Genomic DNA, 23,510 nt, shown 5'->3' on the forward strand with positions numbered 1-23,510 from the left:
CTGACCGCCTTGGCCGATGAGAAGCGTGCCGACGAACCGCTGCTGAGAGTCCGCGATCTGAGCGTCGAGTACCACGGCGCCGGGGGAGGGGAGGTGACCCGTGCGGTGAAGAGCGTCTCCCTCGATGTCCACCCTGGCGAATCGATCGCCCTGATCGGGGAGAGCGGATGCGGCAAGACCACCCTCGCACTCGCTCTGCTTCGGCTGTTGCCCAAGCTCGGCAGCATCCCGGAAGGCACCGTCGAGTACCGCGCCCGCGACGGCCGGGTGATCGACCTGCTGGACCTGTCGCCCCGAAAGATGCGCCAGTTCCGCTGGTCAGAGGTGGCGATGGTGTTCCAGGGAGCGATGAACTCCTTCAACCCCGTGTTGAAGATCTGGGACCAGTTCGTGGACACCTACCGCGCGCATCGTCCGCGGGCGTCCAAGAAGGAGATCCGTGAACGCGCCGAGTGGGTGCTCTCCGAGGTCGAGCTCGACCCCGCCCGGGTGCTCAAGGCGTATCCCCACGAACTGTCGGGCGGCATGCGTCAGCGCGTGCTGATCGCGATGGCGCTGCTGCTCGAGCCGCAGCTCCTTCTCCTTGACGAGCCGACCACCGCACTCGACATCCTGACGCAGCGGCGGATCATGGATCTCATCCACGACCTGCACAGCCGTCTGGACTTCGCGATGATCTTCGTCTCGCACGACCTGGCCGTCGCCGCCGAGCTCGCCAGCCGCGTCGCGACCATGTACGACGGCGAGATGGTCGAGCTGGGAGATGTCCGGGACATCTTCTACCGCCCCCAGCACCCGTACACCCAGAAGCTGATCGGATCCGTCCCCACGGTCACGGGGTCCCGCGACACTACGCAGGAGGCGAACCACGATGTCTGAAGATTCCACCGAGGCCCGGTCGCACGAGACCGATGACAGCCGGCCGGGTGATTCCGGCAGGCCCCCGCTGCTCGAGTTCCGCGACGTCGACCAGATCTTCCACACCGGCAAGGAGGACGTGCACGCGGTCAAGAGCGCGAGCCTCTCGGTCGGCGCCGGAGAGGTGCTGTGCCTGGTCGGGCAGTCGGGATCCGGCAAGAGCACCCTCGCCAAGATCGGCGCGGGCCTGCGCAGACCCACCTCGGGGGAGGTCCTCTTCGAGGGCAGGGACATCTATGCGCGCGAGAACAGGAAGAACTGGAAGAGCTTCCGACGGGGCGTCCAGTACATCCATCAGGACCCCTACGCCTCGCTCAACCCGATCCAGACCGTCTTCTCGATCCTGTCGGCGCCGTTGCTCAGGCACAGGCTCGTGCGTGGCCGGAACGAGGCCGAGACCAGGATCGCCGAGCTGCTGCGCCAGGTCGGCCTCACCCCGCCCGGGACCTACATGGACAAGTTCCCGCACCAGATGTCCGGCGGTCAGCGACAGCGCGTCGCCGTCGCGCGCGCCCTGACGCTGAACCCGAAGCTGATCCTCGCGGACGAGTCCACGTCGATGCTCGATGTCTCCATCCGGATGGAGCTGCTGAAGATGCTCACGCAGCTGCGCACCGAGCTCGGCGTCGGCTTCCTCTTCATCACGCATGACCTGGCGATGGCCAAGTTCTTCGGAGAGGAGGGCAGGATCGCGGTCATGCGTGAGGGGGAGATCGTCGAGTTCGGTCCCACTCTCGAGGTGATCGCCGACCCGCAGCACGAGTACACACAAGCACTGCTCGAGGCCGTTCCGGAAGCCGATCCGGATTTCGCCCGACGGAAGCGCGCCATCCGGCTCGGGCTCAAGGAGGAGGTCGCTTGACCCCGCTGCTGGAGATGGGCAGAGCAGGATTAAGCCTGCTCACGTTCCTGTTCGTCATGGCGCTGCTGGTGCTGCTGTTCGGCCGTCCGGTCGTCGGCACCGCCCCTTTCGTCATGACTGTCCTGGTGCTCGTGGTGTCCGGCACCATCGGCGCCGTCCTGATGTTGGCGATGCGGCGCGCCGTGCGCTCGCGGAGGATCCCAGTCGACCCGAATGAAGGAGAGCACCATGCATGACGACCACTCGACCGCTGAGAACGACCGCACTCAGGAGACCCGTGCGGCCATCGACAAGAGCTCCCCGCTGAGCAGACGCATGTTCGGGCTCCTCGGGCTGGGGGCCGCCGGCACCACCCTCGTGGCCTGCCAGGCGGACACCGCCGGGGAAGGGACCGGGGAGCCCGGGGTGAACAATTCCGAAGGCAGGTTCCACGTCGCCTATCCGTACCAGGTGCCCCCGACCGGGCACTACAACTTCGCGCCGGGCGTGATCGGCTTCGTGAACCTCGGCGGCGGCGTGTACGAGTACCTCAACCGGGCCCCGGGCGGGCTCTGGGACTGGGCGGCCGAGGAATGGCTCTACCTGCTCGCCGACAGCTTCGAGTTCGACGAGCAGACCTTCGTCTACAACCTCAAGGAGGGACTGACCTGGTCCGACGGCACCAGCATCACCGCCGAGGACGTCGAGATCACGTTCTGGCTGCGCTGGCTCATGAACCAGCAGGAGTGGCCGATGATCTCCGGTCTCAGCACCACCGGTGATCTCCAGGTCACCTTCGAGCTGGAGGACCCGTCGACGGTGTTCGAGTACTACGTCATGAAGGCGATGATCCTGCCCGCCGCCGTCTACGGCGAGTTCGGGCAGCGGGCGAAGGAGATCTACGAGGGCGGCGGTGCGTCCGACGACGACGAGGCGAACGATCTGCGCGACGAGGTGCAGGCGTGGCGTCCCGATGACCTCGAGACCCAGGTCCTGTCGTCCGGCCCGTTCATGTGGGACTTCGACCAGATCTCGGACGCGTCGATCACGCTCGTGAAGAACGAGAACGGGGTCCTCGCCGACCAGGTGGCCTTCGACACCTTCGTCATCTACAACGGCGAGACCGATGACATCACACCGCTCGTGCTCGACGGCACGCTCGACTATGCGACCCATGGGTTCCCTGTCTCCACCCAGAAGGAATGGGAGGCCGCCGGTACGGGCACGAAGGTCTCCGGCGTCTACGCGGGGCTCGCGCTGCTGGTCTCGCAGGGTCGTCACGAGGAGTTCCAGGACCCGCGGTTCCGCCAGGCGCTCGCGTGCATGATCGATTCGAAGTCCGCCGGGACGATCTCGCTGGACGAGTCGGCCGAGGTGCCGGACTACTCAGGGCTGCCCCAGCTGCTCTCCGAGCAGTGGCTCACCGAGGAGACCCGTGCCGAGCTCGATCCCTACGAGTTCGATCTCGAGCGTGCGGCGTCGCTGCTCGAGGAGGCCGGATGGACGAACAACGACGGGACCTGGGTGACCCCCTCGGGCGAGACGGCGCGCTACTCCATCACCTTCCCGTCCGACTATGCGGACTACCCGCCGAGCTGCCAGTTCATCGCAGAGACGATGACCGAGTTCGGCATCCAGGTCGACCTGGACGGCATCGAGAGCCCGAACATCGCCGAGCGGATGAATGCCGGCAACTACGATCTGTTGGCCTACAGCTGGGGCGGCGGCAACCCGCATCCGCACTTCGCGTACTCGTCGGCGTTCATCACCGAGAACTATCCCATCGCCCAGAACCAGGGCGGGCGAGGCATGGACTACGACCTGGTGCGCGATATCGACGGCATGGGCGAGGTGAACATCCAGGAGCTGGTCACTGAGTCCGGCGAGGGCGTGGATGAGGAGCGGCAGCGGGGGCTCATCAACCAGCTGGCGCTCATCTTCAACCAGGAGCTGCCCAAGGTCCTGTGCTGGGAGCGGTTCGGTAACAACCCTGCCCAGGCAGGGCCGCGAGTGCTGGAGTTCCCCGCTGATGACGACCCGATCTGGATGAGCAATTCGTACTCGGACAACCCGGTGGTGATGGCGCTGCTGAGGGGGGACATCGTTCCGTCCTGATTCGTGTCCCGACGTCCCCGGGGAGGCCGCTCTCCGGGGACGCGGAACCGGTCGGCTGCGCCACGGGCTGCTCATGCGAAGAGCGGATGGCCGCTGAGGCGCATTCCGCCCTGCGGTGCATTGGCCTCCTTGGGGTGCTCGGCGGCTGCCACCGGGTCCGTGCTCGACCTGTCGCGGCGAGTGCCGGCGGCAATGCTCAGTGCGTGCGCTCGGGACGGGTGGAACGCCGCACCACGAGTCGCGGGGCCAGGGCGTCCGGCGCGCCCGCCGAGGAGCCGTCCCCGTCGAGCAGGCCCACCAGATGGCCCAGCGCGATCCGGCCCACCTCGGCGAAGGGCTGGGCGACGGTGGTCAGCGAGGGGATCAGGAACTCGGCACCCAGGGTGTTGTCGAAGCCGACCACGGCGACGTCCTCGGGGATCCGCAGACCGTGCTCCTGCAGAGCGTGCAGGACCCCGATCGCGATCATGTCGTTCGCGGCGAAGATCGCCTCCGGCGGCCTCGAGCGGATCAGCGCCTCGGTGAGCTCGTAACCCGCCCGCGGAGTCCAGTCCCCCGGCCCCACGACCTCCCCGTCGAGCCCGAGCTCCTCGAGCGCGGCGGTGAAGCCGTTGCGCCGTGCCCGGGCGTCGAACCAGTCCGTCGGCCCTGCGATGTGGGCGATCGAGCGCACGCCGGTGCGCTGCAGGTGCTCGACCACCTCGTGCGCCCCGCGACCCTGGTCGATGCCGACCACCTGCACCCCGGCCTCGTGCGGCGGCTGGGCGGAGACCGCGACCACAGGGGTGGAGCGCGCCACCGCGGAGACTGCCGGGCTCATCCCCTCATGGGCGGCGATCACCAGGATCCCCTCGACCCCGGAGCCCAGGAGCTCGGCGCCGACCTGGGGGGCGTCGTGCGGATCGTGCGGCAGGGAGGTCAGCACCACCGAGTAGCCGGCCTCGCGGGCAGCGGTCTCGATGGCGGTGGTGGTCTCGGCCGGACCGAACAGCGAGAGGTCGTCGGTGAGCACGCCGATCAGCGAGGAGCGCGCGGTCTTCAGGGCACGCGCCGCCCGGTTCCGGGTGTAGCCGAGCTCGGAGATCGCGGTGAGCACGCGAGCGCGGGTGTCGGGCCGGACGATGTCCGGTTCGTTGAGCACTCGGGACACGGTCTGGTACGAGACGCCTGCACGGGTGGCGACATCACCCATCGAGGGGCGGCGCGAGGTGGAGCTCATGGCTGTCGCCTCCTGTCGAGGTGGAGCGGCGGTCGTGGGGCGGAGTCAGCTCGCTGCCGAGAGACGCAGATCAGGAACGGATTCTCGAAAAGATTCGGGCCCGTTGCTGAGTTGTGACCCGCCCTGTCCCCGCGTCTGTTGACATCTGTGTCGATGTGAACGTTAGCATTCGGGCGGTCCCTGCCGTCACCGGTGGTGCCGCGCCACCGTCGGCGCGCGGGCCGCACGACGGACCCGCCCGGGTCCAACAGTTCCGCCGACGCCCCGTCGGCGCCGTGACCGGCACCGATGCCGGCGGCGTCCCCTGGGGCCCCGGCAGGACTTCACTGCTGCAGGCAGCAGATGGCGATTTCGACGAGGAGAAGCCCCATGCACAACCGCAGAACCTTCATGCTGGGAGCGACGGCCACCGCGGCCGCGCTCGGACTGGCCGCCTGTGGCGGCGAGGGCGCCGGCTCCGGCGGCCCCGACCCCGATGCCGAGCCGAGCGAGCAGACCGTCGGCGTGGCGATGCCGACCCAGACCTACGAGCGCTGGGTCGCGGACGGCAACAACATCAAGGCGGGCCTCGAGGAGAAGGGGTTCACCGTCGACATGCAGTACGCCGACGATGACATCCCCACCCAGCAGCAGCAGATCGATCAGATGGTCAACTCGGGCGTGGACGCCCTGCTGATCGCCTCGATCGACGGCGCCTCCCTCTCGGCGCAGCTCGAAGCCGCCGCCGCGGCAGGGATCCCCGTCATCGCCTACGACCGTCTGCTCACCGACAGCGAGAACGTCGACTTCTACGTCACCTTCGACAACTACAAGGTGGGCGTGAACCAGGCCAACGCGCTGCTGTTCGGCCTGGGCCTGCTGGATGAGAGCTTCGAGCCGGCGGGCGACGCCCCCGAGGGCCCGCTGAACATCGAGCTGTTCGCCGGCTCGCTCGACGACAACAACGCCCACCTCTTCTGGGAGGGCGCGATCGACACCCTGCAGCCCTTCATGGACGACGGCACGCTCGAGGTGCTCTCGGGGCAGGTGGACATCGAGCAGGCCGCCACCCAGCGCTGGGAGCAGGAGACGGCGCAGAAGCGCATGGAGACCCTGCTGACCACGCACTACGGCAGCGGCGAGGAGCTCGCCGGAGTGCTGGCCCCCGCCGATCCGCTGTCCCGCGGCATCATCAACGCGCTGCAGAACTCGGGCCTCGGCCCCACCATCGAGGAGGGCCTGCCGGTGGTCACCGGGCAGGACGCCGAGATCGCCTCGATCAAGCTGATCGCCGACGGCGTGCAGTCCTCGACGATCTTCAAGGACACCCGCGACCTCGCCGATCAGGCGATCGTCGCCGCAGAATCCATTCTGAACGGCGAGGAGCCGGAGGCCAACGACACCGAGACCTACGACAACGGCGTGAAGGTCGTGCCGTCGTACCTGCTCGAGGTGCAGATGGTGCTGGAGAACAACTACGAGGAGATCATGGTCGACTCGGGCTACTACACGCCGGAGCAGGTCGAGTCCGGCCAGCTCTGAGGGCTAGCGCCTCTGCAGAACACCCGGTGGGGTCCCGGCGCGCATCGCCGGGACCCCCTGCCCGAAGGAGGGCTCCTTGACCGAGAACATCCTCGAGATGCGGTCCATCACCAAGAGATACCCCGGTGTCGTCGCCCTCAGGGACGTGTCCCTGACGGTCGGCGCAGGCGAGATCCATGCGATCTGCGGCGAGAACGGGGCTGGCAAGTCCACCCTGATGAAGGTGCTCTCCGGCGTCGAGCCGGCCGGCACCTATGACGGGCAGATCCACTACCGCGGCCGCCCCGTCACGTTCGCCGACGTCAACGACTCCGAGGCCGAGGGCATCGTGATCATCCACCAGGAGCTCGCCCTGGTGCCCCACCTGTCGATCGCCGAGAACATCTTCCTCGGCAACGAGCAGGCCCGGGCCGGGGTGATCAGCTGGCATGAGACCAATGCCCGCGCCGCCGAGCTGCTCGAGCGCGTGGGCCTGCGGGAGAAGCCGGTCACACCCGTCGGCCAGCTGGGTGTGGGCAAGCAGCAGCTGGTCGAGATCGCGAAGGCGCTCACCAAGAACGTGAACCTGCTGATCCTGGACGAGCCCACTGCGGCGCTGAACGACGATGACTCCGAGCATCTGCTCGGCCTCATCCGCGGCCTGCGCGATGAGGGCGTCACCAGCATCATCATCTCCCACAAGCTCGGGGAGATCGCGGCCGTCGCCGACGCCACGACCGTGATCCGCGACGGCTCGACCATCGAGACCATCGATATGCGCGTGCCCGCGGAGCAGAAGCACACCCTCGTCCCCCGCATCATCAAGGGGATGGTGGGGCGGGACATCGAGAACCTCTACCCGGAGCGCCATGCCGAGATCGGCGAGGAGATCTTCCGCGTCGAGGACTGGCACGTCGGCCATCCCACACAGGCGGGGCGCACGGTCGTGGACGGTGCGGCGCTGAACGTCCGCGCCGGCGAGGTGGTCGGGATCGCGGGCCTGATGGGCGCCGGGCGCACCGAGCTCGCGATGAGCCTGTTCGGCCGCTCCTACGGGCGCGACATCTCCGGCACCGCCTTCATGCACGGCCGCCCGGTGCGGCTGCGCACCGTCTCCCAGGCGATCAAGGCGGGCATCGCCTACGTCTCCGAGGATCGCAAGCAGTACGGGCTGAACCTGATCCAGGACATCCGCACCAACGTCACCGCGGCGTCGCTGGAGAAGGTCACCCACGGCGGATGGATCAACGGGAATGAGGAGATCGCGGTGGCGGAGCGCTACCGCTCCTCGCTCAACATCAAGACGCCGACGGTGATGGCGCAGGTCGGGAAGCTCTCCGGCGGCAACCAGCAGAAGGTGGTGCTCAGCAGATGGCTGTACACCGAGCCGGATCTGCTGATCCTGGACGAGCCCACTCGTGGCGTCGACGTCGGCGCGAAGTTCGAGATCTACTCGATCATCAACGAGCTCGCCGAGGCGGGCAAGGCGATCATCGTCATCTCGTCGGAGCTGCCCGAGGTCATGGGCCTGTCCGACCGCATCTACACACTGTCCTCGGGCCGCATCACCGGTGAGGTCGCCGCCCGGGACGCCACGCAGGAGCACCTCATGGAGCTCATGACCATGGAGAGGGAGTGAGCGCGCCTCATGGCGGGAACTTCTGACATCAAGGAGCTGCTGACGCGGAACATGCGTTCCAGCGGCATCTACATCGCGTTCGTGTTCATCATCCTGCTGTTCACGTTCCTCACCGGGGGCCAGCTGCTGAGCCCCGGCAACCTCACCAACCTGGTGCTGCAGTACTCCTACATCCTGATCCTCGCGATCGGCATGGTGCTGATCATCGTGGCCGGGCACATCGACCTCTCGGTGGGCTCGGTGGTCGCGCTCACCGGTGCCGTCGCCGCCGTCGTGATCATCGGCAACGGGATGCCCTGGTGGGTCGGCGTGCTCGCTGCGCTCGGCACCGGTGCGCTGGTGGGGCTGTGGCAGGGCTTCTGGGTCGCCTACGTGGGCATCCCCGCCTTCATCGTCACCCTCGCGGGCATGCTCATCTTCCGCGGCCTGACCATGCAGGTGCTGAACAACGTCTCGCTCTCCCCGTTCCCGGCGGAGTACCAGTACATCTCCGGTGGATTCCTCAACGGCCTCCTCGGGGGCAACGGCTACGACGCCTTCACGCTGTTCCTCGCCGCTGGCCTGGTGGTCGTGTTCGCGATCCAGCAGTACCGCGGGCGACTGGCGAAGCTGAAGTACAAGCAGCAGGTCGAGGCGCAGTTCCTGTTCTGGCTGAAGAACGCCGCCGTGGCCGCGGTCGTAATGGCCTTCGCCTGGCAGCTCGCGCACTCGCGCGGTCTCCCGGTGGTGCTGATCCTGCTGGCCGCCCTGGTGATGATCTACGGCTTCATCAGCCAGCGCACCATCTTCGGCCGGCACATCTACGCGATGGGCGGCAACCTCCAGGCCGCGCAGCTCTCCGGCGTGAAGACCCGGCGCGTCAACATGCTCCTGTTCGTGAACATGGGCCTGCTCTCCGCAGTCGCCGGCATCGTCTACTCGGCGCGCTCCAACAGCGCCCAGCCGGGTGCCGGCAACATGTTCGAGCTCGACGCGATCGCCGCCGCCTTCATCGGCGGTGCGGCGGTGACCGGCGGCGTGGGCAAGGTCCACGGCGCGATCATCGGCGGCCTGATCATGGCCGTGATGTCCAACGGCATGTCGATCATGGGCATCGACCAGTCCACCCAGTCCGTGGTCCGCGGCGTGGTGCTGCTGATCGCCGTGGCCTTCGACGTCTGGAACAAGAAGCGGTCCCAGAGCGGAGCCTGAGCCCCGCCCTGCCGCACGGCGTCCCGGACCCTCCAGCGCGGGCCCGGGGCGCCGTCGTGCGTTGCGCCGGCTGCGAAAGAAGCTGGGCTGACCTTCGGTGATGCTGACTCAGGCGATTGATCGAGGGATCTGCATGAAACTTCAGCAGGGTGTTGACGCTCACATTGCAACGATGTAAATTCACCTCAGGCATTCCCGGACCGCCGGGCTCGGCGCCATGGGAGGTGCCGACTGCGGTGATCGAGCCCTACCACGAAGAGGTGGACTGAATGATGCATGGTTCTTCGCGCGCCGTGAGCCGACGCTCCCTCATGCAGGGCGCCGGAGCGCTCGGAGCAATGGGTGCGGCCGGCGCACTCTCCGGATGCGCAGGCGCCTCCGGCCGAGCGCCCGACGACATCGCCTTCTGGCACCTCCTGTCCGGGCCCGACGGCGTGACCATGGGCGAGATGCTCGACAGCTATATGGCCACCGAGGGCGCGGCCGACGTGACGCAGACAGTGCTGGCCTGGGGCGCGCCCTACTACACCAAGCTCGCTATGGCCTCGGCCGGGGGCCGTGCGCCGGACCTCGCCGTGATGCACGCGGCCCGAGTCCCCGGCTACGCGCCCGGCGGCCTGCTCGACGAGTGGGACCTGGACCTACTCGGGGAGTTCGGGGTGCGCAAGGAGGACTTCCCGGAGCTGATCTGGGACAAGATGGTCGTGGACGGGAAGCTCACCGCGATCGCCCTGGATTCCCACCCGTTCGTCATGTACTACAACACCGAGATCGCCGAGGCGGCCGGGGTGCTGGGCGACGACGGGCTGATCCTGCCCACCGACAACCCCGAGGACTTCCGGGCACTGCTGCTCGAGCTCGGCGGCAAGGCCCCCAGCGGCCACGGGCTCTCCTTCGGCTACCTGGGAGACGGCTCGAACCAGTGGCGCATGTTCTCCACCTACTACACGCAGCTCGGCGGCACGATCGAGCTGCCCGTCGGCGGGAAGATGGTGTATCAGGAGGAGCTCGTCATCGAGGCGGCCGAATGGATCCTCTCCCTCATCGACGGGGAGGTCGGCCACACTGGACACGACGGCGGCACTGCCATCTCCGAGTTCGCCACCGGCGGCTCGGGCGCCTTCTACGGCGGCGTGTGGGAGTCAGGCAGCTACAAGAACGAGGGCGTCCCCTTCGATATGACGATGATCCCGGGCGTCTTCGGGGAGCCAGCGGCCTACGCCGATTCGCACTCCTTCGTGCTGCCCCACCAGATGAGCCCGGACCCGGAGCGGCGTCGCAACGTCCACGCCGTCGTCGCAAACATCCTGAAGAACTCGATCGACTGGGCCGCGGCCGGGCACATCCCTGCCTACTCGCCGGTGATCGAGGGCCCGGCCTACGACGATCTGATCCCGCAGTCCCATTACGCCGATGCGGTCGACCACCTCGTCTACGACCCGCCCGCCTGGTTCAGCGGCTCCGGCTCCGACTTCCACACCTACTTCGGCAACGACATGCAGAACGTGTGGGCCCGGCGCGTCGAGCCCCTCCAGGGATGGAACGACTTCGTGGCCCGCATCGACGCGCTGCTGCTCAAGCCCACCCCGATGTGAGCGCGATGCGACCCGCCGATCCCGCCCCCGCAGCCCCCGTGACGCCCCGTCCGCCCGTCGAAGGAGACGTTCGATGACCACCGCCGACGGCCTCACCGCCCCTCCCCGAGGCGCGGCTGCGGCCACCTCCCTCTCCGCCGGACGAGCCCGCCGGCGACGCTCCGACAACCTCCGCGGCTGGCTCTACTGCGCACCCTTCCTCCTCGCCTTCGGGCTGTTCCTCATCTGGCCCACTTTCTATGGGCTGTGGATGAGCTTCACCGGCACCAGCCTCGCGGGGACCAACACCCAGTTCGTGGGCTTGGACAACTGGGTCGAGGCCCTCGGCGATCCGCAGGTATGGACGTCGCTGGTCAACACCGCCTGGTTCACCGTTCTCTCGACGATCCCGCTGGTCCTGGTCGCGATGCTGCTGGCGGTGCTGGTGAACATCGGCCTGCCGGGCCAGTGGTTCTGGCGCCTGTCGTTCTTCATGCCGTTCCTGCTGGCCTCGACCGTGGTCTCCCAGTTCTGGAACTGGATGTACAACCCGCAGCTGGGGCTGATCAACACCTTCCTGGGCTGGTTCAGCATCAGCGGACCGGCATGGCTGCAGGACCCGAACACCGCCATGTTCGCTGTGGTCATCACTACCGTGTGGTGGACCATCGGCTTCAACTTCCTGCTCTACCTCGCCGCCCTGCAGAACATCCCCGATCAGCTCTACGAGGCCGCGTCGCTCGACGGGGCCGGTGGCTGGAGGAAGTTCCTCTCGATCACGCTCCCGCAGCTGGCGCCCACCACCGTGCTGGTGCTCGTGCTGCAGATGCTCGCCTCGCTCAAGGTCTTCGATCAGATCTACCAGATGACCGGCGGCGGTCCCGGCGGGACCACCCGCCCGGTGCTGCTGTACATCTACGAGGTCGGGTTCACCGGATACCGCCTGGGCTACGCCTCGGCGATCTCCTACATCTTCTTCTTCATGATCATCATCGTGTCGATCTCCTACATGGTGATCGGGTCCCGACGGAGTGTGAAGGCATGAGCGCCGCGAACCCCACCACCGCGACCCTGGACCCGGTTGTCCCGCGAGCGGCAGCCCCAGCCCGTACCGACTCGACGAAACGCCGGCGTGGGCCCACGCCCGCTCGCATCGCAGCCTTCGTGATCCTCGCGGTGCTGGCGCTCGCCTGGCTGGTGCCGGTGCTGTGGGCGGTGCTCACCTCTTTCAAGACCGAGGCCGAGGCCGCTGCGATGCCGGTGACGATCGTTCCCGAGGGCGGGTTCACGCTGGCCGCGTACATGAACGTGCTCTCCGAGGGCCTGGTCCCACGATGGGCCTGGAACAGCCTGATCACCTCGGCGGCGGTCACCGTGATCACCGTGGCGATCTCAGCGTTGGCCGGCTACGCGCTTTCGCGGCTGCGGTTCGCAGGTCGAACGATGCTGATCACCCTCATCGTCGCCTCGATCATGATCCCTGGGCAGATCCTCATCGTCCCGCTGTTCCATCTGATGCTCTCGCTGAACCTGGTGGACACGTACTGGGGCATCATCCTGCCGCAGGTGGTCGCCGCACCGATGGTGTTCATCCTCAAGAAGTTCTTCGACCAGATCCCCTTCGAGCTCGAGGAGGCCGCGCTGATGGACGGCGCGAGCCGATTCCGGATCCTTCGGTCCATCGTGCTGCCGCTGTCCAAGCCGATCCTCGGCGCGGTCGCGATCTTCGTGTTCATCGGTGCGTGGAACAACTTCCTGTGGCCCTTCATCGTGGTCAACGATTCGAACCTGATGACGCTTCCCACCGGTCTGCAGACCGTGATCAGCGCCTATGGCATCCAGTACGCGCAGAACATGGCTCAGGCCGTGCTTGCGGCACTGCCTCTGATCGTGGTGTTCATGTTCTTCCAGCGCCAGATCATCAAGGGCATCGCCACCACCGGCATCGCCGGCACCTGACCCCCAGGGGGCGCGGAGCGCCCGTCGGCCCCGCAGCGCTCAGTGCCGCCGGGCCGACGGGCGCTCCGTGCTGGGGCTGGTGATCCTGCCGTTGCGGTGCAGGTGGCCGCGCGCGGTTCCGGTCACACGAGCATTGCATCCGGCCCAGGCCTGGCGTGGGATGGAGGATCGACACCCTGCCGGGATGCATCGGCAGCACGCAGGAAGGCGGGCAATGGCACTGGACCACGCGATCATCATGGGCGGAGGGATCGCCGGTCTGCTCTCCGCGGCCGGCCTCGCCGAGCACGTCGAGCGAGTCACGATCATCGACCGCGACGAGCTGTGCACTGACGGTCCCGAGGCGCTCGCCCCGCGCCGCGGCGTGCCCCAGGGAGGAGTGGTCCACCGCCTGCTCGCCCTCGGCGAGACCACGATGGAGGAGCTGCTGCCCGGCCTGCGCCAGGAGCTGCTCGCCGCAGGCTGCCAGGAGTGGATCCGGGACTCGCAGGAGCACCTGCAGGAACCCGGCACCCTCGCCCTGACCCGGCCGGTGCTCGAGGGCGTGCTCCGCCGCCGCGTGCTCGCCCTGCCGACGGTGACCGTGCGCCAGGGCGCCGTGGCCGGGCTGCTCACCGAGAACGAGGGCCGTCGGGTCACCGGTGTCACCGTGCGCGGTGGGGATGCGGGCGAGCTGCACGGCGACCTCGTGGTCGATGCGGCGGGCCGCAGCAGCCGGGCCGCCGGCTGGGTCGAGGGCCTCGGTGCCGGGCGGCCCCGGGCCCTGTCCACCCGGGTACATGTGGCCTACACCTGCCTGCGCCTGCGCCTGCGCGAGGGTGCCCTGCCCGAGGGGGTCCAGGACCTCGTGGTGCCCGCGAGCGCGGAGCTCCCCCTCACGGTCGAGCTCGAGCCGTGCGGGAACGGCGAGCACATCCTCTCCGTCTTCGGCACCTCCCGGAACCTGCCCCCGACGGACCTGGCGGGTCTGCGCGAGCTGGTCCCCCAGCTGCACGACCAGCGCATCGCCGCGGCGCTCGAGGGTGCGGAGGCCGTGGGTGAGCCCGCCGCCGCGAAGGCCGCGGGCAGCCACCGGCTGCGCTGGGAGGAGGCCCTGGAGGCTCCCGAGGGCCTCGTCCACGTGGGCGATGCGGCGGCGGCCTTCACCCCGCTGTACGCGCAGGGCATGACGATGGCCGCAGTCGGCGCGGCGACCCTCCGGGACGCGGTGCGGGCCGGCGAGCTCGCACCCGGGTTCGCGGCGGAGTACCACCGCGCTCTCGCCTCCCGGCTCGATCCAGCCTGGGACAGTGCGGTGGCCCGGGACGCGGCGATCCCCGGTGCCGAGCTCGACCTCGACACCCCCGTCCCGACGGCGTAGCGGTCGCCGCTCAGCGCTGGTAGCGGAGGATCCGGTAGCGGATCCCACCGGTGGACTCGTGCCAGCCGGTCTCCGGCTCGACGGCATCGAGGGAGAAGCCCGACGGGATCCCCGGCGCGGTCGTATCGCCCTCGACCGCGAGGTCGATCTCGGTGACCACCAGCAGGTCCGCCTCCGGGATCGCCTCGCGGTAGACCGCTCCGCCCCCGATCACCCAGAGCATCGGGCGGGCGCCGGCGGGAGATTCGCTCTCCTCGAGCGCCGCGCGGGCGAGCTGCAGGGCGCCGGGCAGGTCGCGCGCCCGCACCGCGCCCTCCTCGGCGAAGGCATCATCGCGGGTGATGACGATGTTCGTGCGCCCGGGCAGCGGCCGGTACTTCGGAGGGAAGGATCCCCAGGTGCGCCGGCCCATCACCACCGGCGAGCCCTTGGTGGTGCGGGAGAAGTGCTTCAGATCCTCCGGCAGGTGCCAGGGCATCGCGCCGCCGGCACCGATCACGCCGCCCTGGGCCTGCGCCCAGATCAGGCCGATCTGCGGTGCCCCGGCGAGGGGCGTCGCCGTGTCGTCGGCCGCCGTGCTCACACCGCCACCGGTGCCTTGATGCCCTTGTGATGCTGGTAGTCCACCAGCTCGAAGTCCTCGAACTCGTAGTCGAAGATCGACTCGGGGCGGCGGCGGATCCGCAGGGTAGGGGACGGGAACGGCTCACGGGCCAGCTGCCGGGTGACCTGCTCGTGGTGGTTGTCGTAGATGTGGCAGTCGCCGCCGGTCCAGATGAAGTCGCCCACCTCGAGATCCGTCTGCTGGGCGATCATGTGCGTCAGCAGCGCATAGCTGGCGATGTTGAACGGCACCCCGAGGAACATGTCGGCGCTGCGCTGGTACAGCTGGCAGGACAGCTTCCCGTCATGGACCTCGAACTGGAACAGGGCGTGGCATGGCGCGAGCGCCATCTTCGGGATGTCGGCTGGGTTCCAGGCGGAGACGATCAGGCGGCGTGAATCGGGGTTGCTGCGGATCTGCTCGATGACGTCGCTGATCTGGTCGATCACGCCGCCGTCGGGCGTGGGCCAGGAGCGCCACTGCGCGCCGTAGACGGGGCCGAGGTCGCCGTTCTGATCGGCCCATTCGTCCCAGATGCTCACGTCGTGCTCGTGCAGGTACCCCACGTTGGTGTCGCCGCGCAGGAACCACAGCAGCTCGACCACCAGCGAGCGGATGTGCACCCGCTTGGTGGTGATCAGCGGGAAGCCCTGCGAGAGATCGAAGCGGATCTGCTTGCCGAACAGGCTGCGGGTGCCGGTGCCGGTGCGGTCGCTCTTGGCGTTGCCGGTCTCCATGACCTCGCGCAGCAGGTCCTCATAAGGGGTCGGGATGGTCACCGGGAATGCTCCTTCTCGGGGGCGGGGGCGGAAGATGCAGGCTGTGCGGCCGTGGATTCACGCACGACCAGCGAGTACGGGGAGTCCACGATCCGGGGCGAACCGTCGTGCCCCTGGATCCGCTCGATGAGCAGGTCCAGGGCGGTGGTGGCGAGTGCGTGCTTGTCCGGGGAGATCGAGGACAGCGAGGGGTTCGCGAAGGGCGCGTCGGGGGTGTCGTCGTAGCCGATCACGGCGACATCCTCCGGCACTCGCAGGCCCAGGTGCCGAAGCTTCGCGATCGCGCCGATGGCGAGCTCGTCGTTGGCGCAGACGAGGCCGTCGATCTCCGGGTGGCGCTTCAGCAGCTCCTCGGCGCCCTCGAACCCGTCGGGGCGGTGCCAGGCGTCGACGGCCTGCAGCGAGCCCGAGTCGTCGGGCATGCCGTGGGCCGCGAGGGCGGCGAAGAAGCCGTCACGGCGCAGGGAGCCCGAGCTGTGCGGCTGCAGGCCCTGATCGGTGTCGATCACGCCGATGAATCCGAGCCGGCGCCGCCCGGTGTCCAGGAGGTGGGTGGTCGCGGCGCGGGAAGCGCCAACGTTGTCGATCCGCACGTAGTCGCTGCCCTGCGGGATCTGCTCGGGGAGGTGCTCGCCGATGAAGACGGTGGGCTGGCTGGTGCGCTCCATCCGCGCGAACTGCTCCTCCCCGAGCATCAGCGGATTGAAGATCACGCCGTCACCGAGCACGCGGTTGAATCCCTCGAGCACGGTGCGTTCAGCCTCGCGACCGCCGGAGGTGGAGTGCAGCACGACGGTCTGGCCGCGCCGCTGGGCCTCGTCGATGAACACCTGGGCGAGGTTCGAGAAATACGAGAAGTTCAGCGAGGGCACCGCGAGGGTGATCATCTTCGAGGCCCCGGTGCGCAGCTGCTGCGCGGCGACCTGGGGGCGGTAGCCGACCTGCAGGATCGCCTCGCGCACTTTCTCCCGGGTCGAGTCGCGCACGTGCGGGTAGTCATTGACCACGTTGGAGACGGTTTTGATGCTCACGCCCGCGAGCTCGGCGACATCACGCAGCGCCGGTGGGCGCCGACGGCCGGAGAGCGAGGGGGAGGGCATGGGTCGATTCTCGCACCGTCACCGGTCCGATGGTTCCCGCTGCGAGGGAGCGCACGCCCGTCAAGCGCCCGACCCGCAGGGGAGAGTGCGTCGAGAACACCGATCCCTGCCAGATCTGGAAGCGTTCGGTGTTCTCGACGGGCGAGCCGCGGGTCGGGCCTAACGGGGACGGACGTGGCTGGCCGGTAACGAGCGTGGCTGGCCGGGAACGAGCGTGGCTGGCCCGGATTCGAGTGGGGGCGGCCGGGAACGAGCGTGGCGGGTCCGGAATCGGGCGTGGTCGGGCGTTGACGGCGTGACGCCGCTGTGAAAGGCTTATTGCAACGTTGTAGAACTGGGTTGCCGCACAGTCGCGCCGGGCCCGTTCCCCCTCTCCACGAAGGACGCCGACACCGATGTCATCGCACGTCACCCTCACCCTCGACCCTGCCTTCCGCGTCGCCCCGGTGCGCCGCCGCACCTTCGGCGCCTTCGTCGAGCACCTCGGCCGGTGCGTCTACACCGGCATCTACGAGCCCGAGCACCCCGAGGCGGACGAGGATGGCTTCCGCAAGGACGTCCTTGAGCTCACCCGCGAGCTCGGCGTCAGCTCCGTGCGCTACCCGGGCGGCAACTTCGTCTCCGGCTACCGCTGGGAGGACGGGGTGGGCCCCGTCGAGGAGCGCCCCGTGCGCCACGACCTGGCCTGGCACTCCTCGGACCCGAACACGGTGGGCCTGGATGAGTTCATGGCCTGGGTGAAGAAGGCCGGCGTCGAGCCGATGTACGCGGTGAACCTCGGCACCCGCGGGGTGCAGGAGGCGCTCGACGTGCTCGAGTACGCCAACGCCCCGGTCGGCACCCATCTCTCCGATCAGCGCGCCGCCAACACCGGCTCCGCCGAGAAGCACGACATCCGCATGTGGTGCCTGGGCAACGAGATGGACGGCCCCTGGCAGATCGGCCACAAGAACGCCGAGGAGTACGCACGCGTCGCGACCGAGACCGCCCGCGCGATGCGCATGGAGGACCCGGACCTCGAGCTGATCGCCTGCGGCTCCTCGAACTCGCAGATGCCCACCTTCGGCGCCTGGGAGAACACCGTGCTCACCGAGGCGTATGACGTCGTGGACATGATCTCCGCCCACGTCTACTACTCGGAGAAGGACGGCGACCAGGCCTCCTTCCTCGCCTCGGCGGACGACATGGACCACTTCATCGACTCCGTCGTGGCCACCGCCGATCACGTGCGCGCCAAGCTCAAGCGCGACAAGCGCATCATGGTCAGCTTCGATGAGTGGAACGTCTGGTACCAGCACCGCGCCGAGTCCCGCCCGCCGAGCGGCGATGACTGGCCCGTCGCGCCGGTGCTGCTCGAGGATATCTACTCGGCGATGGACGCCGTGGTGTTCGGCAACCTGCTGATCTCGCTGCTGCGCCACAGCGACCGCGTCGCCTCCGCCTCGCTCGCCCAGCTGGTCAACGTGATCGCCCCGATCATGACCGAGCCCGGTGGCCGTGCCTGGCGCCAGACCACCTTCCATCCCTTCGCCCTCACCTCCCGCCACGCGAAGGGCGAGGTGCTGCAGGTGAATATCGAGGCTCCGAGCTTCGAGAACCAGCGCTTCGGCACCAGCACCTCGGCCGACGCCGTCGCCACCTGGGACGACGATTCCGGCGATCTCACCGTGTTCGTGGTGAACCGCGATGCTTCCGGCGCCCTCGATCTCGGCGTGGACCTCGCCTCGTTCGGGGACCTCGAGCTGGTCGAGGCAGTGACCCTGCATCACGAGGACCCGTACGCGGCGAACTCCGCCGACGCCCCGGACACCGTGGTCCCGCAGTCGAACTCCTCGGTCGCGTTCGAGGGCGGGAAGCTCTCCGGTGCGCTGCCGGCGATCTCCTGGACCATGGTCCGCCTCTCCCGCACCGCCGCCTGAGCCGGCCCCGCCCGGCCCCACCCGGCCACGACCCGCACTGGCCCCACCCCACCCAGCCACGACCTGCCCCGCCACGATCACGAGGACCCCATGACGCTCCCTGACCACACCCTCACCTCCGACCTGGTCTCCGCCCTGAGCCCGTCGGCCACCGGCTCCCGTCCCGCGGGCGCCGGCCCGTCGGCCGGTCGCACCGACGGGCCCGCCCGCGTGGTGGTGAACCTCGACCTGCCCGGCGCGACCATCAACCGCCACCTCTACGGCCACTTCGCCGAGCACCTCGGGCGCTGCATCTACGAGGGCTTCTACGTGGGTGAGGACTCCGAGATCCCGAACACCCGCGGCATCCGCGACGATGTGGTCGCCGCGCTCCGCGCCCTGCAGATCCCGAACCTGCGCTGGCCCGGGGGCTGCTTCGCCGACGACTACCACTGGCGCGACGGCATCGGCCCGCGCGAGGAGCGCCCCCGCATGGTGAACTCCCACTGGGGCGACATCGTCGAGGACAACTCCTTCGGCACCCACGAGTTCATGGACCTCGTCGAGATGCTCGGCACCGAGGCGTACGTCAACGGCAACGTCGGCTCCGGCACTGTCGCGGAGATGAGCGACTGGATCGAGTACCTCACCCGCGCCGATGACTCCCCGATGGCCTCCCTGCGCCGCGAGAACGGGCGGGACGAGCCGTGGAAGGTGCCCTTCTTCGGCATCGGCAACGAGGCCTGGGGTTGCGGCGGCAACATGCGCGCCGAGGACTATGCGGCGCTGGCCCGCCAGTACTCCACCTATGTGCGCGACCACGGCGGCAACGAGGTCACTCGGATCGCCGCGGGCGCGAGCGACAGCGACTACTCCTGGACCGAGGCGCTGATGCGCGCGGCGACCAACCTCGACTCCAAGGACGGCAAGGCCGGTCCGTATCAGGCGATCTCGCTGCACTACTACACGATGTCCGGGCCCTGGTCGGACAAGGGATCCGCCACGGAGTTCACCGAGGAGGAGTGGTACCGCACGCTCTCCCGCGCGACCTTCGCCGAGGAGCTCGTGGCCCGTCACTCCACCGTCATGGACCAGTACGACCCGCATAAGAAGGTGGGCCTGGTGTTCGACGAGTGGGGCACCTGGTGGAACGTGGAGCCCGGCACCAACCCCGGGTTCCTGTACCAGCAGAACACCGTGCGCGACGCACTGGTGGCCTCGCTCCACTTCGACGGCTTCCACCGCCACGCGGACCGCCTGCTCATGGCGAACATCGCCCAGACGGTGAACGTGCTGCAGGCGATGATCCTCACCGATCCGGATTCCGGCGCTCTTGTGCTCACCCCGACGTACCACGTGTTCGCGATGAACTCGGGGCACCAGGACGCCGCTTCGCTCGACGCCCGCGTGCTGCTGCCCGAGGAGCCCGCCGAGGTCGATGGCCGCGCGCTGCCGTTGCTCTCCGCCTCCGCGTCCACCACCGGGCAGACCGCGCTGGTCTCCCTGTCGAACCTGGATCACGCCCAGGAGCGCACCCTCGTGCTGGACCTGCGGGGACGAGCCGTCACCGGGCACACCGCCACGGTGCTCACCGGCGCGAGCTCCGCCGCGCACAACACGCCCGAGCAGCCGGACGAGGTCGCGCCCCGCGCTCTCGAGTCGGTGCGCGAGCACGAGCGCGGCCTCGAGATCACCCTGCCACCGCACTCCTTCGCGACCGTGGAGCTGCAGCTGGGAGAGTGACTCGCTGAGGGTGGAGCTGACCCACTGGATCGACTGACACCGCCGGGCCGTCGAGACGCGGATGTCCCGGCGGATCAGCCGCCGTTGGTCGAGCGAATCCCCTCGCCGAGGGCCTCGAAGCGGTAGAGGAATCCGCCGGCCGGCCCACTGGCCGTCACGTACGCGGTGGTGGTGCCGGGCGCGATCGCGAGGTTCGTGGACGAGTCGAGCCCCTCGTCCTCCGCGGGAAGGCTCACCCGTGCACGCAGCGCGCCGTCCGGACCGAACACGAGGATCTGCGCGATGCCGTGCATGCCCTGGTAGAGGTTCCCCGCGCCGTCCAGCGCATTCGAGTCGGTCTGGCTGGGTCCCCCGTCGACGTGGATCGCGGTGTGCCCGGTGGTGACGCGCCGGCCCTCCTCGTCCAGCAGCAGCCGGTCCACCCGGTTCGCATCCAGCAGGCTCACCCACAGCGAGGGGGCCTGCGGGTCGTAGGAGATTCCGTTGGGGTTCGCCAGGCCGTCGGCCAGCACGGTCGCCTCACCGGTCGCGGCGTCGAGCCGCACCACCCGGCCGGTGTGCTCGCCGCCGGGATATACGGCCTGCGCGGAATCGGAGATGAAGCAGTTGCCTGCCTCGTCGAAGGCGAGATCGTCGGGTTGCATGGCGCGGCCCTCGACCTCGCCCTCGAACTCTGTCCGGGGCTCCGTCCCCTCGGCGGTGACGGAGAGGATTCGCCCGCCCGCATAATCGGTCAGGTGCAGGCGCTCGTCGAGAGGGCTCCACTGGGCGGAGGTGAAGGCCGCATTCCCCGAGGTGACCAGAGGAGTGATCTCCTCCGTGTCGAGGTCGATCCGCATCACCTTGGCCGCGCCGTCGGGGGCGGTGACGTCCACCAGGTGCAGGCGTCCCTCCGCATCGAACGTCGGCCCCTCGAGCAGGGTCATCCCGGTGGCCTCGTGGGGCGAGGTGACCTGCAGGACCCGCTCCGCGATGATCTGTCGGGCCCCCTCGGGCGCCGGAGCGCTCGCCGTGGGACCCGCAGGTTCGCCCGTCTCCGAGCAGCCGGACAGCGGAACGGCCATGCCGAGGCCGGCCAGTGCGAGCAGGGAACGTCGGGGCGTGGTGCGACGGAGCGCCGGTCGCTGAGCGAGCGTGCGCATCAGGCGGCGCCCTGACCGGTGGCAGCGAGCTGCGAGCCCGCGCGATCGGTCGGCTCCTCACCGGGTGCCCGCACCAGGACGTCCTCCATGCTGTCTGCGCGCCAGGTGGCCAGCAGCTGGTGGAATGCGACGGGCCCGGGGGTGTACGAGGTGGCGGCGGCCTTTCGGGTCCCCTCCCCGTTGTAATAGCCCGGGGTGCACTCGGCGAGGAAAGCCGAGTTGTCCACGGCGACCTCCTGGATCGTGTCGCACCAGGCCTGCTCCGCCTCGAGGCTCGGCTCCACGTAGAGCGCACCGGTCTCCCGCGCCGCACCGATCATCGCCGCGATGTGCTCTGCCTGCTCGAGCAGGATGTGCACGAAGTTCACCGAGTTCGCGTTCTGCATCGCGCCCAGGTGGAACAGGTTCGGGAAGCCGTGGGTGGTGAAGCCGTGCAGGGTCCGCGGGCCGCGGGACCAGGCCTCCAGCAGCTGCATCCCGTCCCGACCGTGCACCGGCAGCGTGCCGGAGATGACCCCGGAGACCCCGGTCTCGAAGCCGGTGGCGAAGATGACGCAGTCCACCTCGTACTCGTCCTCGCCGACGACCACCGAGTTCTCCGTCATCCGGGTGATCCCCCCGTGATCCGCAGTATCCACGAGGGAGACGTTCTTGCGGTTGAATGCCTGGAGGTAGAGGTCGCTGAAGCCGGGGCGCTTGCACATGTAGCGGTACCAGGGCTTCAGTGCTGCAGCCGCTGCCGGATCCTCGACCACCTGGTCGACTCGGTCGCGGAGCCGGTTCATGGTGACGAGATCGGCGATCTCCTCGCGCCGCTCCCGCTCGGCCGGGTCCAGCGAGTCGTCGGTCCTGCCGGTGATCATGGCTCGCTGCAGCGCCGGGGTGGCGGTCCACCCATCGCCCACCAGATCCTCCTCGACCTCTTCGCCGGCCAGGGTCGCCAGGAAGTTCTCCATCCGCTCGCGCTGCCAGCCCGGCTGCAGGGACGCGGCCCACTCCGGGTCGGTGGGGCGGTTGTCGCGCACGTCCACGGTGGAGGGGGTGCGCTGGAAGACGAAGAGGTGCTGGGCATCCTGGGCGACGGTCGGGACGGCCTGCAGACCCGTCGCACCGGTGCCGACGACGGCCACCCGCTTGTCGGCCAGGCCCACCATGCCTCCGGTGGCGTCCCCGCCGGTGTAGCCGTAGTCCCAGCGGCTGGTGTGGAAGGTGTGGCCGCGGAAGTCCTCGATCCCGGGGATGCCCGGGAGCTTGGACTGGGAGAGGGTGCCGGAGGAGACGATGACGTGGCGGGCCCGCATCGCGTCCCCGCGGTCGGTGCGCACCAGCCAGTGCCCCTCGGCCTCGTCCCAGTGCAGCTCGGTGGCGCGGGTGTGGAAGGCGGTGTCACGGTAGAGCTCGTAGTGCTCGGCGATCCGGACCGCGTGGCGACGGATCTCCTCGCCCGGCGCGTACCGCCACTGCGGCATGTATCCGGTCTCTTCGAGCAGCGGCATGTAGAGGTAGGACTCGATGTCGCAGTGGATACCGGGGTAGCGGTTCCAGTACCAGGTGCCGCCCACATCCCCGGCCTCGTCCATCAGCCGCACCGACTCCACGCCCGCCTCGCGCAGCTTCGCCGCTGTCAGCAGGCCGCCGAAGCCCGCGCCGATCACGAGCGCCTCGACGGTATCCGTCAGCGCAGCGCGTTCGGAGCGAGGCGTATAGGGGTCTTTCGCGTAGTACCCGAACTCACCGGCGGTGCGCCGGTACTGCGCGGTGCCGTCGGGGCGGAGGCGTCGGTCGCGCTCCTGTCGGTACTTCTCGCGCAGTGCGTCGAGGTCGAAGGTGCGGGGGTCGGTCATGTCCGTCATGCAGCGCCTTTCAGGAATACGGGACCAAAACGTACATCAAGGTACGTTTTCGCGGCAAGGCGGGTGTGACCTCTG

General features: G+C 68.8%; 19 protein-coding genes. 13 read left to right on the plus strand and 6 right to left on the minus strand.

The genetic code is table 11. The annotated features are described in order from the left end of the window. The first annotated feature begins 9 nt into the window (after positions 1–9). Genes ACTH43_RS12205 through ACTH43_RS12220 form a run of 4 tightly spaced genes read left to right on the plus strand, consistent with a single transcriptional unit; the run spans position 10 to position 3,874 of the window. The gene (locus ACTH43_RS12205) at positions 10–879 is read left to right on the plus strand and encodes an ABC transporter ATP-binding protein (RefSeq protein ID WP_441445171.1); all 870 of its coding nucleotides are present in this window, start codon (positions 10–12) and stop codon (positions 877–879) included. Beyond that, positions 872–1,780 carry an ABC transporter ATP-binding protein gene (locus ACTH43_RS12210; protein ID WP_441445172.1) on the plus strand — a complete coding sequence of 303 codons (909 nt, stop codon included), beginning with the start codon at positions 872–874 and terminating at the stop codon, positions 1,778–1,780. The genes ACTH43_RS12205 and ACTH43_RS12210 overlap by 8 nt, the downstream gene beginning before the upstream one ends. Beyond that, positions 1,777–2,016, plus strand: coding sequence for a hypothetical protein (locus tag ACTH43_RS12215; protein ID WP_441445173.1), 240 nt, complete (start codon positions 1,777–1,779; stop codon positions 2,014–2,016). The genes ACTH43_RS12210 and ACTH43_RS12215 overlap by 4 nt, the downstream gene beginning before the upstream one ends. Then, on the plus strand, positions 2,009–3,874 hold the full coding sequence (locus ACTH43_RS12220) for an ABC transporter substrate-binding protein (RefSeq protein WP_441445174.1): 1,866 nt from the start codon (positions 2,009–2,011) through the stop codon (positions 3,872–3,874). Before ACTH43_RS12215 ends, ACTH43_RS12220 begins: the two co-directional genes overlap by 8 nt. A gap of 196 nt (positions 3,875–4,070) precedes the next feature. Here ACTH43_RS12220 and ACTH43_RS12225 read toward each other — a convergent pair whose 3' ends face one another. Further along, complete coding sequence (locus ACTH43_RS12225; RefSeq protein ID WP_441445175.1) at positions 4,071–5,093, minus strand: LacI family DNA-binding transcriptional regulator; 1,023 nt, start codon at positions 5,091–5,093, stop codon at positions 4,071–4,073. Between the two features lie 369 nt (positions 5,094–5,462). Between ACTH43_RS12225 and chvE the strand changes: the two genes are divergently transcribed. The 7 genes from chvE (at position 5,463) to ACTH43_RS12260 (ending at position 14,316) form a co-directional block, all read left to right on the plus strand. Next, the gene (gene chvE, locus ACTH43_RS12230; protein ID WP_441445176.1) at positions 5,463–6,614 is read left to right on the plus strand and encodes a multiple monosaccharide ABC transporter substrate-binding protein; all 1,152 of its coding nucleotides are present in this window, start codon (positions 5,463–5,465) and stop codon (positions 6,612–6,614) included. Positions 6,615–6,690: 76 nt separating this feature from the next. After that, positions 6,691–8,232: a multiple monosaccharide ABC transporter ATP-binding protein gene (gene mmsA / locus ACTH43_RS12235; RefSeq protein ID WP_441445177.1), complete on the plus strand. Its 1,542-nt coding sequence runs from the start codon at positions 6,691–6,693 to the stop codon at positions 8,230–8,232. A 9-nt stretch (positions 8,233–8,241) separates the two neighbouring features. Beyond that, on the plus strand, positions 8,242–9,423 hold the full coding sequence (mmsB, locus tag ACTH43_RS12240; protein WP_441445178.1) for a multiple monosaccharide ABC transporter permease: 1,182 nt from the start codon (positions 8,242–8,244) through the stop codon (positions 9,421–9,423). A 311-nt stretch (positions 9,424–9,734) separates the two neighbouring features. Then, entirely contained in the window at positions 9,735–11,018 is a 1,284-nt protein-coding gene (locus ACTH43_RS12245) for an extracellular solute-binding protein (RefSeq protein WP_441445204.1), read from the plus strand. 73 nt (positions 11,019–11,091) lie between these two features. Further along, on the plus strand, positions 11,092–12,042 hold the full coding sequence (locus ACTH43_RS12250) for a carbohydrate ABC transporter permease (protein WP_441445179.1): 951 nt from the start codon (positions 11,092–11,094) through the stop codon (positions 12,040–12,042). Further along, positions 12,039–12,956 carry a carbohydrate ABC transporter permease gene (locus ACTH43_RS12255; protein WP_441445180.1) on the plus strand — a complete coding sequence of 306 codons (918 nt, stop codon included), beginning with the start codon at positions 12,039–12,041 and terminating at the stop codon, positions 12,954–12,956. The genes ACTH43_RS12250 and ACTH43_RS12255 overlap by 4 nt, the downstream gene beginning before the upstream one ends. 214 nt (positions 12,957–13,170) lie before the next feature. Further along, positions 13,171–14,316, plus strand: coding sequence for an NAD(P)/FAD-dependent oxidoreductase (locus ACTH43_RS12260; protein ID WP_441445181.1), 1,146 nt, complete (start codon positions 13,171–13,173; stop codon positions 14,314–14,316). A gap of 10 nt (positions 14,317–14,326) precedes the next feature. Here ACTH43_RS12260 and ACTH43_RS12265 read toward each other — a convergent pair whose 3' ends face one another. Genes ACTH43_RS12265 through ACTH43_RS12275 form a run of 3 tightly spaced genes read right to left on the minus strand, consistent with a single transcriptional unit; the run spans position 14,327 to position 16,799 of the window. After that, positions 14,327–14,899, minus strand: coding sequence for a dihydrofolate reductase (locus tag ACTH43_RS12265; protein ID WP_441445182.1), 573 nt, complete (start codon positions 14,897–14,899; stop codon positions 14,327–14,329). Continuing rightward, a complete protein-coding gene (locus tag ACTH43_RS12270) occupies positions 14,896–15,657 on the minus strand; it encodes a thymidylate synthase (RefSeq protein ID WP_441445205.1) in 762 nt (253 codons plus the stop codon). Before ACTH43_RS12270 ends, ACTH43_RS12265 begins: the two co-directional genes overlap by 4 nt. 38 nt (positions 15,658–15,695) lie before the next feature. Further along, positions 15,696–16,799 carry a LacI family DNA-binding transcriptional regulator gene (locus tag ACTH43_RS12275; RefSeq protein WP_441445183.1) on the minus strand — a complete coding sequence of 368 codons (1,104 nt, stop codon included), beginning with the start codon at positions 16,797–16,799 and terminating at the stop codon, positions 15,696–15,698. A gap of 395 nt (positions 16,800–17,194) precedes the next feature. Here ACTH43_RS12275 and arfA point away from each other — a divergent pair, with 395 nt between their 5' ends. Next, positions 17,195–18,718 (plus strand): arabinosylfuranosidase ArfA, encoded by a 1,524-nt coding sequence (gene arfA, locus ACTH43_RS12280; RefSeq protein ID WP_441445184.1) that lies wholly within the window; start codon positions 17,195–17,197, stop codon positions 18,716–18,718. A 90-nt stretch (positions 18,719–18,808) separates the two neighbouring features. Beyond that, the gene (locus ACTH43_RS12285; RefSeq protein WP_441445185.1) at positions 18,809–20,440 is read left to right on the plus strand and encodes an alpha-N-arabinofuranosidase; all 1,632 of its coding nucleotides are present in this window, start codon (positions 18,809–18,811) and stop codon (positions 20,438–20,440) included. Between the two features lie 74 nt (positions 20,441–20,514). Here the strand turns inward: ACTH43_RS12285 and ACTH43_RS12290 are convergent, their stop codons facing one another. Both ACTH43_RS12290 and ACTH43_RS12295 read right to left on the minus strand, forming a co-directional pair. Further along, positions 20,515–21,582, minus strand: coding sequence for an SMP-30/gluconolactonase/LRE family protein (locus ACTH43_RS12290; protein WP_441445186.1), 1,068 nt, complete (start codon positions 21,580–21,582; stop codon positions 20,515–20,517). After that, a complete protein-coding gene (locus ACTH43_RS12295) occupies positions 21,582–23,435 on the minus strand; it encodes a flavin-containing monooxygenase (protein WP_441445187.1) in 1,854 nt (617 codons plus the stop codon). Before ACTH43_RS12295 ends, ACTH43_RS12290 begins: the two co-directional genes overlap by 1 nt. Positions 23,436–23,510: the final 75 nt, after the last annotated feature.

Source organism: Brachybacterium sp., assembly GCF_052095815.1.
GTDB lineage: Bacteria > Actinomycetota > Actinomycetes > Actinomycetales > Dermabacteraceae > Brachybacterium.